Genomic DNA, 15833 nt, shown 5'->3' with positions numbered 1-15833 from the left:
TAATGGTATAATCAGTGAATCTGGAGATATGAGTATGCTTTATAGTTGATGGCAGAACCGATTTTATGACATCTTTTTATAAACAGTAGAATGGTATTACGAAAATGAATCGATTGAGAAACAAAATATGAAGTGTAAGATTTGTTTGGGTGCATTGATCTGCTTATCTGTCTTTACACCGTCACATGCCAGATCTGTGTTGCCTTATAGAAATCCCCAATTGTCGGTGGATGTGAGGGTGGAGGATCTTCTCCACCGCATGACATTGGAAGAAAAATTGGGTCAGATACAGTGTGGTCTTGGATGGGAGGATTATACGATCAATGGTCACCATGTCAGTGTGTCTGAAAAGTTCAAGAAGGATCTGAAAGACAAACAGTTCGGTATGCTTTGGGGAACATTCCGTGCAGATCCCTGGACGCGGAAGACCCTCGCGAATGGATTGAATCCGAAGTTGGCTGCTGAAGCAGGCAATGCCTTGCAGAAATATGTGAAGGAACACACCCGACTGGGAATTCCTCTTTTCCTAGCGGAAGAGGCACCTCATGGACACATGGCAATAGGGACGACTGTCTTCCCCACAGGGCTGGGACTGGCAGCGACATGGTCACCGGATCTGATAGAAGAAGCCGGTCAGGTGATCGCCAAGGAGATACGACTTCAAGGCGGTCATATCAGTTATGGCCCTGTCCTCGATCTGGCTCGTGATCCACGATGGTCCCGAGTGGAAGAAACTTTCGGAGAGGATCCGGTACTGAGTGGTGATATCGGCGCCGCAGAAGTAAGAGGCCTAGGAGGCGGCGATTTGTCCAAGCCTTACAGTACACTCCCGACACTCAAGCATTTTATCGCTTACGGTCTTTCTGAGGGCGGGCAGAACGGCAGACCTTCTGTGGTCGGTCCACGTGAATTGCTCAGTGATATCATGCCTCCCTTCCATAAAGTTATCAATGCCGGCGCTTTGTCGGTGATGACGTCGTACAATTCCATGGACGGTATTCCCTGCACGTCTAATTCGTATCTGTTTAAAGATATCCTTCGGAATCAGTGGCATTTTAAAGGATTTGTCGTCTCGGATCTATATAGCATTGACGGTATTTTCCAAACACATCATGTCGCACGCTCCCTTGAGGATGCAGCCGTTATGGCACTTCGGGCAGGAGTGGATGTCGATTTGGGCGCCCATGCCTATGCCCTGTTGTCTGATGCCGTGAAGAGTGGAAAGGTGAGTGAGGCCGTTGTCGATTCGGCAGTGGCAAGAGTCTTGCGCCTGAAGATGGAAATGGGACTGTTCGAGCATCCTTATGTGGACCCTGAGGCTGCGGTCCATGGCGTACGGACGCATGAAAATATAGATGTGGCCCGTCGTGTTGCCCAAGCTTCTGTCACGCTTCTCAAGAATAATGGCATCCTGCCTTTGAAAAAGACAATCAGGGTTGCCGTTATTGGCCCTAATGCGGACAACCGTTATAACATGTTGGGGGACTATACGGCTCCTCAGGAAGATTCCAATGTCAGAACTCTTTTGGATGGTGTGCGGACTAAACTCCCTTCAGCAAATGTAGAGTATGTCAAAGGCTGTGCCATTCGAGATACGACGAGGGAAGATATTTCTCAGGCCGTTGCCGCAGCACGCCGCGCTGATGTGGTCCTTGTGGCAGTAGGAGGATCCAGTGCGCGTGACTTTAAGACAAACTATCAGGAGACCGGCGCTGCTGTTGCTGACAGCAAGACCGTGAGTGATATGGAAAGTGGCGAAGGCTTTGACCGCGCCTCTCTTACTTTGATGGGGCTGCAAGACAAACTCTTGAAGGCATTGAAGGAAACCGGACGGCCTTTGGTCGTGATTTATATCGAAGGCCGGCCTTTGGATAAACTCTGGGCTTCAAGGAATGCAGATGCTCTCCTTACGGCTTATTATCCGGGACAGGAAGGTGGAGATGCTCTGGCAGACGTCCTTTTTGGTGATTATAATCCGGCAGGCCGCCTGCCCGTTTCTGTCCCCGTAAATGTAGGACAGTTGCCGGTGTATTATGACAGGCAACTTCCTGAGCCTCATGATTATGTGGAGATGCAGGCTTCGCCGCTCTATCCTTTCGGCTATGGGCTGAGCTATACCAGATTTGATTACTCAGATTTGAACGTTACCGGACAACCCGGCGGAAAATACCGGGTCTCGTTCGACATCAGCAATGTCGGCAACTATGACGGTGATGAAGTCGCCCAACTCTATATGACAGAGAATTATGCTTCCGTTGTACAACCTGTCAGACAACTGAAACATTTCCTGCGCATCCATCTTCGGAAGGGTGAGACCAGACAAGTGAGTTTTATGCTCACTCCATACGATTTTTCTCTTATAAACAAGGATATGAAACGTGTTGTGGAACCTGGAGATTTTGAAATCCAGATTGGAAGTTCTTCGGCAGATATCCGCTTACATACAAAATTGTCAGTACAATGAAAAGAATTATTTTGTTTTTAGTTGCAATCCAGTTAATGGCCTTGGCGTCACCGGCAAAGAACTATACGCAATACGTAGATCCTTATGTCGGGACTGGTGGTCATGGACATGTCTTTTTGGGTGCGAATGTACCTTTCGGATTTGTCCAGGCCGGCCCTACAGAGTATACGCGTGGCTGGGACTGGTGCTCCGGCTATCACTATAGTGATTCCGTCTTGATCGGATTCGGACAGATGCATCTTAGCGGAACGGGGATTGGTGATCTCGGGGATGTCTCGCTGCTCCCTGTACTGGATACCAATGTGCGTTCGGTCATTTTCTCACATAAGGCTGAAAGGGTCAGACCCGGCTATTATTCCTTGGTGCTGCCTACAGGCATAAGGGTGGAATTGACTGCTTCCAAGCGGGTAGGCTTCCATCGTTACAGTTTTCCGGCAGATGACAGAGAAGGTTATATTATCCTCAATCTCAAACAGGGTATAGGCTGGGATGATATGAAATCATGTGGCTTCAAACAGTTGAACGGTACCACCGTAACTGGTTTCCGCTTCTCAAAGGGGTGGGCAAAGGACAGAAAGGTGTTCTTTGCCGCTGAATTTTCTAGACCTGTCACACTTTCGACTCAGAAGGGGGACAGTATCGCCATCTTCTCGTTTCCAAACAGCAATGATCCGATCTTGGTAAAAGTGGGACTCTCTGCAGTCAGCGAAGCGAATGCCCGTAAAAATATAGATGCGGAGATCCCCGGATGGGATTTCAATGCTACAGTAAATGCAGCGGACAAAGCTTGGAATGAACAGTTGGGAAAGATTGCAATACAAACTAAGGATGAACGGACACGCCGTATCTTCTATACAAGTTTGTATCATACGATGATCGCCCCATCTGTTTTCTGTGATGTCAATGGGGACTATCGCGGCTCGGACGGCAAGGTCTATCATGGCGATTTTACGAATTATACGACCTTTTCATTATGGGATACTTATAGGGCTGCTCATCCTTTGTCCACGCTTATTCATCCGGACATGCAGAAAGACTTTGCCCAAACCTTCCTGCATATTTTTGAACAACAGGGGAAATTGCCTGTATGGCATTTGATGGGGAATGAAACTGATTGTATGGTCGGAAATCCGGGTATACCGGTTCTTGTTGATATTGCCCTAAAAGGGTATGATGTCGATAAAAAGGCTGTTCTGAATGCTGCGGTCAAGTCTTCCATGCGGGACGACCGGGGAATGGGATTCTTGAAGAAATATGGTTATATCCCTTGTGATCTGGATACGACTTATGAAACGGTTGCCAAAGGTCTGGAATTTGCAGTTGCTGATGCTAGTGTGGCGAAGTTGGCAAAATCGTTGGGAGATTCGAAAACCTATGATTATTTCTATAAACGCAGTCAGTCTTATCATAAATATTTCGACAGGAAAACAGGGTTTATGAGGGGGCTAACTTCTGATGGAAAATTCAATGAACCTTTCAATCCCTTCCATTCCGTACACCGTCATGATGACTATACGGAGGGAAACGCCTGGCAGTATACTTGGCTGGTGCCGGAAGATGTACATGGCTTAGTCCGGGCTTTCGGAGGTGAAAAGAGGTTTGTTGCCAAACTGGATTCTCTCTTTATTGTAGCGGGCAGTTTGGGTGCCGATGCCTCTCCTGATATTTCCGGATTGATCGGCGAATATGCTCAGGGCAATGAACCGAGCCACCATGCCGTCTATCTGTACAATTATGTAGGCCAGCCTTGGAAAGCTGCCCCGAAACTGCGCCAGATCATGACGACGTTGTATCGCGATTCCATAGATGGCCTTTGCGGTAATGAGGATGTTGGACAGATGTCAGCTTGGTATGTTCTGTCTTCTATCGGTTTATATCAGGTGGAACCTTCAGGGGGCAAATATGTTTTTGGCTCACCTGTTGTTGATGAAGCTGTATTGAAAGTCGGGAGGGGAAAGGAATTTCGGATAACAGCACTGCATAACAGTGATAAGAATATCTATATCCAAAGTGCGGAACTTAATGGCAAACCTTATACCAGGTCTTATATAGACTTTAAGGATATCGTTCGTGGCGGTACTCTGAAATTTGTGATGGGGAATCAACCTTCACGTTTCGGTACAAAGGTAAATGACAGACCTTAATAGAATAAAAATGAAGTATATGAAAAGAAAAGCATTGATGACCGTAATGGCAGTATTTTTGTTGTTACCGGTTACTTGTGTGAAAGCACAGAGTGAAAAGGGATTTGGAAAGAAGTATATTGAGGAAATCTCGGATAATACGAGAATGTATATTTCAAAGCGCCCGAAACCTGAAGAGCGCATGTTCCATTCTGATGTAATAGAGAAAAATATTGCGGCAGTGCAAAAACTGTTGAAGGGTAATCCTTATTTGGCGTGGATGTTCGGTAATTGCTATCCCAACACATTGGATACGACGGTGCATTATGCAAAGGACGGTGGCGGTGACGATACCTTTGTCTATACGGGTGACATCCATGCGATGTGGCTTCGGGATTCAGGTGCCCAGATCTGGCCTTATGTCCAGTTTGCCGGCAAGGATCCGAAATTGAAGTCTCTGATCCGCGGTGTCATCAGGCGCCAGTTGAAATGCATCGACATTGACCCTTATGCGAATGCGTTCAATGCGGGTCCTACCGGCAGTGAGTGGGACAGTGACGAGACGGATATGAAACCTGAACTGCACGAGCGCAAGTATGAGATCGATTCTCTTTGCTATCCCATCCGCCTGGCTTATTACTATTGGCAGGTGACGGGTGACTCCTCAATCTTCGGCCCTGAATGGCTGACGGCAGTGCAGAAAATACTGAAGACTTTCCGGGAGCAGCAGCGTAAGGGCGGACTCGGTCCTTATCACTTTATGCGTAAGACTGACCGGGCTTTGGATACGGTGCAGAATGACGGTTACGGTGCACCTGTAAAACCCGTGGGGCTGATAGCTTCCGTTTTCCGTCCTTCTGATGACGCGACGACATTCCTGTTCCTTGTCCCGTCGAATTTTATGGCCGTCAGCAGTCTCCGTAAGGCCTCTGAAATCCTTGTAAAGGTGAATGGCAGGAATGACCTTTCTTCGGAATGTACTTCTCTGGCAGACGAAGTCGAGACGGCACTGCACAAGTATGCGGTGTATGATCACCCTAAATACGGCAAGATCTATGCCTATGAGGTGGATGGTTTCGGAAATCACCTGCTGATGGATGATGCGAACGCGCCGAGTCTGCTGTCATTGGGTTATCTGGATCCGTCAGAATTGAAGGATCCGATCTATCAGAATACCCGCCGTTTCGTGTTGAGCGGTGATAATCCCTATTTTTTCAAAGGCAAGGTGGCAGAAGGTATTGGCGGTCCTCATATCGGCTATGATATGGTCTGGCCGATGTCTATTATCATGAGGGCGATGACGAGTACGGATGACTCAGAGATCAGGCAGTGCATAGAGATGCTGGAGCGTACGGATGCAGGAACGGGTTTCATGCATGAGTCTTTCCATAAGGATAATCCTCAGAAATATACCCGTCCTTGGTTTGCCTGGGCTAATACGCTTTTCGGAGAACTGATCTTGAAATTGGTTGACGAAGGAAAAACTGATTTGCTGAATAGTGCAAAAGGTTAGGACTATTATTCCAATCGTTTTTCAGTTAGATGAATTCAGGTAGACCTAACAAAATAGAGTCGAAATTGGTCTTTGGAATGGAAAAGAGGTTGACAAAATTAATTGTCAACCTCTTTTATGATTATAATATACTCTGATTCAGAGTATACCGTTTTATCAGAATGATAATCCGATTACTTGATAGAAGCCTCGTAGATCTTGTCAACAGAAGCTTTCAGCATCTTGTCGAAGTCTGCATCAGACTGCTTTGCGCTCAGACCTTGAAGCAGAGCACGAGAGAAACTAGCGATCATTCCATGATTCTGAGCCAGTTTCTTGCAAGCGTCATCCTGTGTATAACCACCGGAAAGGGCAACGACACGTACGACACGCTCATCTGTCATCAAATCAGCATAGAAGTTAGTTACTGTAGGGATAGTCAGTTTGAAAATAACTTTCTGATCCTTGCTTAACTTCGCCAAATCCTCTTTCAAGTACTTCTTTAGCACTTCTTCGCATTTTGCTTTTTCAGCTGCGTGGATATCTACCTCAGGTTCAATGATTGGAACCAAACCATAAGAGATAATACGTTTAGCAATCTCAAATTGCTGATCAGCAATCTTCTTGATGCCAGCCTCATTGAATTCCTTTACGACAGAGCGCATCTTAGTACCGAAAATATGCCGTTTTTGTGCCTGCTTCAACAGGTCATCCAATCCTGGTATAGGTTTCATTACCTGAACGCCGTTCTCCAATGGAGCAAGTCCCTTGTCGACTTTCAGGATAGGTACTACATGCTTCTTTTCCCAAAGGTAATCAGCTGTGTACATATCGTCGATCTTACGATTCATCGTGTTTTCAAATAGAATGGCAGCGATGATTCTGTCTCCTTTGAATGCGGGTGCTTTGATGACTCTGGTACGCATCTGATGTACGAGATCGAACATCTCTTCATCAGTCTTCCATGCATCATCATTGATGCCGTAATTCTTCAAAGCCTTAGGTGTACTGCCACCACTTTGATCCAGTGCTGCAATGAATCCTTTGCCGGATTTCATTTGTTCTAATTGAATTGCATTCATAATTTTCTTTTTTTATTATGTTATTATTTTATGCCTTCATACAAATGTATGAAAAATTTAAATAACGTGCGCCTTTTTCCTCGATTTTCTTTTTTATTTTGCAAAAAATAGTTAAATATAGAGAACCGAACTTGCAAATTGGAGATATTCTCTCCTTCTGTGCACGTATTTTATTTTGCTAAACCTTGTTTAGCTACGGCTTCTTGCTTACGTTTGATCTCTTCAGGATCCCCGAGATAGAAATCTTTGGTGAGTCTCAGTTGATCATCAAATTCGAAGACGTAAGGGACTGCGGTCGGGATATTCAACTTGCTGATATCTTCGTCAGAAATTCCTTTCAGGTGTTTGACAATACCTCTTAAACTGTTACCATGAGCGACGACCAGAATGCTGTCTGCTTTCATTAAATGAGGGAAAATCTCACATTCCCAATAAGGCATTACTCTTGCGATTGTATTCTTCAATGATTCTGTGTCTGGGACATACTCTGGTGGTACGGCTGCGTAGCGGGGATCGAACCTTGGGTTTTTAGGATCATCTTCAGATAAAGGTTTGGGTGCAATATCAAAACTGCGACGCCAGATATGAACTTGGTCATTACCGTATTTTTCAGCCGTCTCACTCTTGTTCAGGCCCTGCAGGAAACCATAATGCTTCTCATTCAGTCTCCATGACTTGCGGACAGGGATCCAGTCCTCATCCATTTTGTCCAGAACACAGTTGAGGGTTTTGACAGCTCTCTTTAAATAAGAGGTATAGGCAATATCAAAGGTATAGCCTTCTTTCTTCAGGAGTTTTCCTGCATTTTCAGCTTCTTCAATTCCTTGTTGGGATAGGTCTACGTTCGTCCAACCTGTAAACCGGTTTTCTTTGTTCCACTGGCTTTGACCATGTCTGACTAATACAATTCTTTTCATTGTCTTATAATTTATATGATAATATAAAAATGTCTCGAACCAGCCAGAAAAACTATTTCGTTTCCATTCTCCGTTCAGAAGTTGGAACTTTTCTCTGGCGTCTCACAAAGATAATATTAAATCTGTAATTGAACGACTTTTTTAGGTAAATTTTAACAATCTCGGAAGCAAAAAGATACAGAACTTAATAAATAATTTAGCCCGATGAGAATTTTTTCTTGCATCGGACTTGAATCCCGCTTTTAACAATCGAATCTGTTACTCACTTTTCATAGTTAAGATATTGTCTTGTGAATCGTAATTGAGAGGGATAACTTTCAGGGATCTTAACCATGTCTTGTTTTTACTAGGGCCACAATCATGATGAAAGAGATACCAATGTCCTTTAAATTCTATAATGCTATGATGTGTAGTCCATCCTATGACGGGTTCAAGGATTATCCCTTTATAAGTAAAAGGGCCATAGGGGTTATCTCCTATTCCATAACAAATTAGATGTGTATCGCCAGTACTATAACTAAAATAATACTTATTGTGGTATTTGTGCATCCAACTGGCTTCAAAGAAACGATGTGGATTATCAGCTGTAAGCTCTTTACCTTGATTATCTACAATACTGATTGGCCGTGGCATTTCATCAAACTGTTGGACATCTTCGGTTAGCTTTGCTATACGTGGAGGAATAGATGTTTCTTTGCCTTTTGGTAGGTATTCGTTTTTAAGAGCATGGTTATTCTTATACCATTGCAGTTGCCCACCCCATATTCCTCCAAAATAGACATAGATTTTTCCATCGTCATCTTTAAACACACAGGGATCAATACTATAACTAGAGCGTATTGGATTGGGGTTAGGCTTAAACGGACCTTCTGGTTTCTCAGATTGGGCTACACCCAAACGGAATATTCCATTATAATCTTTGGCTGAAAAAATAAGGAAATATTTACCGTCTTTTTCTACGACATCATTATCCCACATTTGTTTTTCTGCCCAAGGGATATCGTTTATATCCAGTATTATGCCGTGGTCTATAACGGGAGCTGACATGGGATCGCCCTCAATAGAGAGGACGTGATAGTCTTTCATCTGAAAATGTCCGCCATCATCGTCAAAAGCCATACCACTGTCCCAATCATGGGATGGGTAAATATATATTTTGTTGTTAAAAACATGGGCAGAAGGATCAGCCATGTAGTCTTTAGTAAATAAATATCTTGCTTTCATAATATGTTGTTATTTAAATAGTTTTATAATGTCTCGTACTATAGGCTTCGGGTGGTATTTACGGTCAAAAAGTAAGGGGTAATTAGTTCGACCTGGTATAGGCCAGTCATTCAACCAACTGTTGTTGTCAGAAACTCCCCATAGAGTAACTCTGTTCACATGTGGAGCATACTTACGGTATAACTTGAAGAATGCAAGATACTGATTGTTGAAAATTCTTTGGGCTTCTTTAGAAAGTCCTTTGACATAGGGATTTAATGACTTTTTATAAGAAAACTTCTGGCTAATATCGGCTCCACCAAATTCGTTTGGGTTGGGGAGCATGTTGATGTCAAGCTCGGTAAATTGTACTTTCACACCTGCGGCTATAAAAGACTGGATGCTTTTCTCATATTCTTTTAAATTTGGATAATTATAGCCATTATGGCTTTGTAGTCCAACAGCATCAATACGACAACCTGCTGCTTTTAATCTTTTGATAAGTTTGATTACTGAAGCACGTTTCCTCGGATTGGACATGGAATAATCATTATAGTAAAGTTCTGCATTTGGATCGGCCTCATGCGCAAATTTAAAGGCTAATTCGAAATATTCAGGCCCGATAGCTCGATACCATGTACTCTTGCGATAAGAACCATCTTCTAGAATAGCTTCATTGATAACATCCCAACCGAATATTTTTCCTTTGAAATGACCAACAACACTATCTATGTAGTTGTGCATACGCTGGATCATCTCTTCACGGTTGGGTAGTTCTCCACAATGGTTTTTAAACATCCAAGGAGCAGTTTGATTATGCCATAAAAGAACATGCCCAATCACTTTCATGTGATTCTTGAGACCGAATTGAACAAGACTATCCGCTTGTACCCAGTAAAATTTTCCTTCTAAGGGTTCAAGGTACATGGGCTTCATACAATTTTCAGCGACAATAGAATTGAATTGATTTTTTATAATAGAAGCAGCTTTGGGGTCTCTCCCTTCAATTTGGTCAACGGTCACAGCTGTTCCAATAAGGAAATATTTCCCTATTACATCTTTTAAAGTAGAATTAGCATTTCTCTCTATACCTGAGATGGGTAGGAATGCTGTCCATACAAAAATATTAATTATGAATTTTTGGAATTTCATGTAACAAGTTTTTTAATTATTTCTATTTTTGATTTTTATTATGCCTAAATTCAATTGCCTTGTTAATCTCGTCAATTCTTTCATCTGTTAATTCATATTTTGAGATAATGAACATGGCAAGAAGCAGAAGAATAGCAGGAATAATGCATACCAACCAAAGAATTCCTTGTTGAGCGAAAGCTGTTTGAGTAGTAGCATTATTCTTGTCGAATCTTACTAAACTTAATACTAAGCCTGGAACAACTCCTCCTAAGGCCATACCAGCTTTATAAAAGATGCCAGTTAGGGCATTGACAATACCGGAAATGCGCTTTCCTGTAGTGTATTCTCCATATGAAATTACTTCAGGAACAAGAGCCCACATATAACCGGTTGAAACAATCACTCCAGTGGATTTTATAAATTGTGCAATATAAACTAGCCAAATTTGTTTTTTCAAAATAGGTGTAATAGATATTACGTACAGCATGACCATTCCTAAAATAGCTATACTTAAGAAAACATAGAACATTCTTTTTTTGCCAATTTTCCTCTTAATAGTAGGAACCATTGGCATAAAGATAATGGCAGGAATAGAGCCTAAAGCCATAAAATCTGCCATTTGATCGCTTGTGCCATTTACATTGTAGATCATGTAATAAGATCCTGCTGAATTTCCTATAGCAGTCATGGCGAATGCAGTGATAAAAAAAAAGGCAAGGATTCTTAATGGTCTATTCCTTACAAATTCTACCCAAAGATCACTGACTTTGACATTAGCTGTTTCTTTCTTATCCATTACTACTTTTTCTTGAGTTTGTGAAAAACAGAATATTAATAGGATAAGTCCGGCAAAAGCAAAAATGGACATTGTCGTAAACCAAGCAGGTGCATCATTCTTTGTATTCGTTAAACTGTCTGGTGATATTGCAGCAACAATTTTTGGAATACCATAGGCAACAGCTAGTCCGCCAAGATTAGCCATGAACATCCTTACAGATGTAAGAATCGTAATTTCATCAGTGTCACGTGTTAAACTGGCATTTAGGGCACCATATGGAACATTTATTAAGGTGTAGCACATGGACATGCCTATATAAGTAATATAGGCATATAATAGTGATCCTGAAAAACCATTCCAAAAGCAGAGTATGGCGAATCCAGATAAGGGTATACCACCAAGAATAAGATAGGATCTGTATTTGCCCCATTTGGGATTATGTTTATCAACAAATGTGCCTACTAGTGGATCCCATAAGACATCCACAAGCCGTACGATAAGAAACATAATAGCAGCTGAAGCAGGAGAAAGGCCGAATACATTTGTGTAGAATAGCAACAGATACATGCCTATGGTTTGGTAAATAAGATTTTGAGCTAAATCTCCTGAACCAAATCCAATACGTTGCATCCAGTTGAGTTTGCAGAATCCCATCGATTCTCTATTTGTGATAGTTTCTTTATTCATTTTGGTTATTGTTATTATAGTTGCAACCTCATTTACAATGGGGGACTAATGTTGCATGGTATGGCTACTTTTATCGATTTAAATAGAAAGATTGTCTTTTTGGATAATTGTGGCTGCAAATTGTCCCATTACTTCGTATCCTTTAGGATTCAAATGTAACCAATCAAATGAATATTCGGTTCGAATGCGATCAGGTTCATTAGGATCTCTGACCAATTTGTCAAAGTCTATGAGACGATCAAAGACTCCGCTGTTGCGAATCCAATTATTTACAGTCTCTCTCGCAACTTCATGTACTTGTGAATACCAATTGTTCCCCTTAAAAGGTGTAATAGTTGCTCCATAAACCCGTATCCCTTTTTCATGAGCTTTTTTTATTAAGGTTCTATAGGCTTGAATTAAATTTTGAGCGATTTCTTCTGGATTTCCCTTGGAGCATCCTATGTCATTGGTACCTTCAAATATGATTAATGCTTTTACACCTTTTTGTTCCAAAATATCACGGTCAAAACGTTTAATTGCTGGCTCACTTATACCACCAGATAAAACACAGTTGCCCCCTATACCTAAGTTCAATACTCCGATTTTTCCTTGTAGTGCTTTGGCAAAAAAGTCTGTCCATCTGTTCTGTCTGTTTGTTGTGCTACCTCGACCATCTGTGATGGAATTGCCTAGAATAGCTATTGCACTTGATTTTGACAATATATTGATCTTGGCTAAATTGTACCAATGCTCAGGTTTGTCTATGGTAATGAATGGCTCTTTTGGAGACACCGTACCTTTGGCAATATAGGACGTCGTTCTGGACCCTCTGTGGGAAGTCGCATGAACAGGAACTCGAGAACCATAGCAGATAGTTACGGCAAGACGCTGTAAAGGTTTTAGTTGATAATTAAAGTCATCGGAATAAACAGCTTTTCCTGCTGGTATTGTAATGGAACGGCATCCGTTGAAATTCAACCATTTGACCGTGTGAGTGTCAATAGCATTAGAGTCGAGGATATTGGCAATATAGACACATTTTATTTCGACAGGTTGTTGGCTCCATTCATTAGAAAACTGGATTTGCAGACGTTGTCCTCCTAATGAGATAGGCACAATTTCTCGTAAGGAGATGTTGGCTAAACTAGTAACCTGTGGCATATCTCCTTGTTCCGTAAATTCCATCGCGGCAGCAAAAGTTCCTGTCCACGATAGGGCTTGTGCAAATGTATTAATCCATATTGAAAGAAGTGTGAGTAAAACTGCAATTTTCCTTTTCATGATATTTCCGAATTTGACTGCTGCAAATATAAACATATATATTTTAATGGCTTGAATAATTTGTAACGTTATCGTTTCAATTTGTCTCATTCGATTTTATTTAATAAAAAATCTTAGGTGTAATCCGAAACAATTATTATTTTTGTGGTAATAAATTAATTGACCATGAAAACAATGTACCACTACCTTGTTACATTTTTATTGTTTATATGCAACATTATTATTAGTAATGCTACTGAGCGTTTCGTGAATTTTTCCAAAGGTGATTTCCTACTCAATTACTCAAAAAAAATGGAATTATATCTTGATCCGAATGATTTCGAAGGTGTTGCCCATGCAGTTCACGACCTCTGTATAGATATAGGAAAAGTGTGTGGATGTAAGTTAACTGTCAGTAAGAATCGAAGATCTAATATTCTTATTGGTACACTTGGTCATTCTCAAGAAATTGATCATCTTATAGGCGGCAAGGCTTTGGGTTTAGAAGGAAAAAGGGAGAAGTATATTATTTGTACAATTGGGGACAGGTTGGTGATAGCTGGTAGTGATAGGCGAGGAACAATCTATGGCGTTTATGAACTTTCCCGACAAATAGGTGTTTCTCCTTGGTATTATTGGGCAGATGTACCTATCGAACGACACGCTCATATTTATATACATCGTGGAATATATACGGATGGAGAGCCCGTAGTACGTTATAGAGGAATCTTTCTTAATGATGAAGCCCCTTGTCTTACTACTTGGGTTACACATACGTTTCATACAAAATATGGTGAACACCAATTCTATGAAAAGGTCTTTGATCTTATACTTCGTTTAAAAGGTAATTTTCTCTGGCCAGCAATGTGGAACTATGCTTTTTATGCAGATGATCCTGAGAATAGTAGACTTGCTGATAAAATGGGAATTATTATTGGTACCTCACATCATGAGCCTATGGCTAGAAATCATGAAGAGTGGTCACGGGCTCATGGACGTTATGGACCTTGGAATTATAGTACCAATCAGAAAAAAATAGATAACTTTTTCCTTGAGGGCATAAAACGGATTAAAGGAAAAGAAGATGTTGTGACAATTGGGATGCGTGGCGACGGTGATGAAGCAATGGGAAAAGAAACGAACATAAAATTATTGCAAAAGATTATAGCGAATCAGCGAAAGATTATTTCTCGTGTAACGGGTAGATCTGCTCAAGAGACACCTCAAGTCTGGGCTTTATATAAAGAGGTACAAGATTATTATGATAAAGGTATGCGTGTACCCGATGATGTAACTATTTTATTAAGCGATGATAATTGGGGCGATGTAAGGCGAGTTCCTAATAGCCTTGATCGTAAACGCTCTGGAGGATGGGGGCTTTATTATCATGTGGATTATGTTGGTGCGCCAAGAAATAGTAAATGGCTTAATGTAACACCTATTCAAAATATGTGGGAACAACTCTATTTGGCATATAATTACGGAGTAGATAGAATGTGGGTCCTAAATGTAGGCGATTTGAAGCCTATGGAATTTCCCATAGACTTTTTTATGCAGATGGCATGGGATCCGAATAAGTTTTCGCCATCAAAAATTATTCAGTATACTAGGAATTTCTGTGCGCAACAATTTGGAGAAGATCAGGCTGATGAGGCTGCGAGAATATTGAATCTTCAAGGCAAATATTCTGGTAGAAGTACCGTGGAGATGCTAAATAAGGATACTTATGACTTGAGATCAGGAGAATGGAATTTTGTAGCCAATCAATATATGCAATTAGAAAATTCGGCTTTAAGGCAATTTATAACTCTAAAACCTGAATATAGAGATGCTTATAGGGAGCTGATTCTTTTTCCTGTTCAGGCTGTATCCAATATCTATCAGATGTATTATTCCCAGGCGATGAACCATTATCTGTATTCTAACGGTGATCCTTTTTGTAACTTCTGGGCTAAGAAGACGGAAGATGCCTTTCTTCGAGATAGTTTGCTTTGCCAACAATATAATAAAGAAATTGCAGGGGGAAAATGGGATGGGATGATGATCCAAAAACATATAGGATATATAGGATGGAATGATGACTTTTTACGTAATACATTGCCGAAAGTTTATCGTATAGAAAACACAGTATCTTCTGATTATATTTTTAAGGGAACAAAGGGGCGTGTTATTATTGAAGCTGAGCATGCTCAATTTCTTAGAAATGCGTCCAAGGCCTCTTGGATAACTATCCCTTATATGGGCAGGACACTTAGTGGTATTTCTCTTCAACCATATACAGAACCCACAGATAGTGCTTCCCTAATATATTCCTTTAGTATTGAAGGGGAAAGGAGGGATACTGCAAATATTCATATTATCACGAAGTGTACGCTTGATTTTCTTAATAAAGGCGGGCTTATATTTACTTTATCTTTAGATAGTAGTAAGCCCGTTTCTGTGAATTTTAATAGAAATCTTAATGAAAATCCTGAAAATATTTCTAAAGTGTATTACCCTACTGTAGCAAGAAGAATAGTAGACAGTATTGTTAAAATACCATTCAAGAAAACAGTTGACGGAAGGCATACCCTAACTCTACATCCTGTAGATCCAGGCATTGTTTTTGAAAAAATCGTTGTGGATGTTGGAGGATATCGACCACAGTTCCTTTTTGGGAAAGAATCTCTACGAGAGAGAAAATGAAATTTGGAAATTTTGTGTTGAACTGG

Annotated in this window: 10 protein-coding genes; 4 read left to right on the top strand and 6 right to left on the bottom strand. The window is 41.3% G+C overall.

What is annotated here, in order from left to right:
* Nucleotides 1-127 precede the first annotated feature (127 nt).
* From NG821_RS01645 to NG821_RS01635, 3 genes are read left to right on the top strand one after another with little or no spacing between them, the layout of a single operon-like run.
* Nucleotides 128-2464 (top strand): glycoside hydrolase family 3 N-terminal domain-containing protein, encoded by a 2337-nt coding sequence (locus NG821_RS01645; RefSeq protein ID WP_252759921.1) that lies wholly within the window; start codon nucleotides 128-130, stop codon nucleotides 2462-2464.
* Nucleotides 2461-4608, top strand: a complete 2148-nt coding sequence (locus tag NG821_RS01640; protein WP_252759920.1) for a GH92 family glycosyl hydrolase — start codon at nucleotides 2461-2463, stop codon at nucleotides 4606-4608. The genes NG821_RS01645 and NG821_RS01640 overlap by 4 nt, the downstream gene beginning before the upstream one ends.
* 19 nt (nucleotides 4609-4627) lie before the next feature.
* On the top strand, nucleotides 4628-6100 hold the full coding sequence (locus NG821_RS01635; RefSeq protein ID WP_252759919.1) for a glycoside hydrolase family 125 protein: 1473 nt from the start codon (nucleotides 4628-4630) through the stop codon (nucleotides 6098-6100).
* A 173-nt stretch (nucleotides 6101-6273) separates the two neighbouring features.
* Here NG821_RS01635 and NG821_RS01630 read toward each other — a convergent pair whose 3' ends face one another.
* From NG821_RS01630 to NG821_RS01605, 6 genes are all read right to left on the bottom strand, one after another.
* Nucleotides 6274-7161 (bottom strand): fructose bisphosphate aldolase, encoded by an 888-nt coding sequence (locus tag NG821_RS01630; RefSeq protein WP_252759918.1) that lies wholly within the window; start codon nucleotides 7159-7161, stop codon nucleotides 6274-6276.
* A gap of 170 nt (nucleotides 7162-7331) precedes the next feature.
* Entirely contained in the window at nucleotides 7332-8078 is a 747-nt protein-coding gene (gpmA, locus tag NG821_RS01625; RefSeq protein ID WP_252759917.1) for a 2,3-diphosphoglycerate-dependent phosphoglycerate mutase, read from the bottom strand.
* Between the two features lie 258 nt (nucleotides 8079-8336).
* Nucleotides 8337-9302, bottom strand: a complete 966-nt coding sequence (locus NG821_RS01620) for a glycoside hydrolase family 43 protein (protein WP_252759916.1) — start codon at nucleotides 9300-9302, stop codon at nucleotides 8337-8339.
* 9 nt (nucleotides 9303-9311) lie between these two features.
* Nucleotides 9312-10433: an endo-1,4-beta-xylanase gene (locus NG821_RS01615; protein ID WP_252759915.1), complete on the bottom strand. Its 1122-nt coding sequence runs from the start codon at nucleotides 10431-10433 to the stop codon at nucleotides 9312-9314.
* A 22-nt stretch (nucleotides 10434-10455) separates the two neighbouring features.
* Entirely contained in the window at nucleotides 10456-11880 is a 1425-nt protein-coding gene (locus NG821_RS01610) for an MFS transporter (RefSeq protein ID WP_252759914.1), read from the bottom strand.
* A 78-nt stretch (nucleotides 11881-11958) separates the two neighbouring features.
* Entirely contained in the window at nucleotides 11959-13233 is a 1275-nt protein-coding gene (locus NG821_RS01605; RefSeq protein WP_252759913.1) for an SGNH/GDSL hydrolase family protein, read from the bottom strand.
* Nucleotides 13234-13317: 84 nt separating this feature from the next.
* On the opposite strand from NG821_RS01605, the gene NG821_RS01600 reads away from it, so the two are divergent.
* Complete coding sequence (locus NG821_RS01600) at nucleotides 13318-15807, top strand: glycosyl hydrolase 115 family protein (RefSeq protein WP_252759934.1); 2490 nt, start codon at nucleotides 13318-13320, stop codon at nucleotides 15805-15807.
* Nucleotides 15808-15833 lie beyond the last annotated feature (26 nt).

Origin of the sequence: Segatella cerevisiae (assembly GCF_024054555.1) — a bacterium.
Classification (GTDB): domain Bacteria; phylum Bacteroidota; class Bacteroidia; order Bacteroidales; family Bacteroidaceae; genus Prevotella; species Prevotella cerevisiae.
The sequence above is the reverse complement of the archived record's forward strand: the minus strand, read 5'-3'. Positions and strand labels throughout refer to the sequence as shown.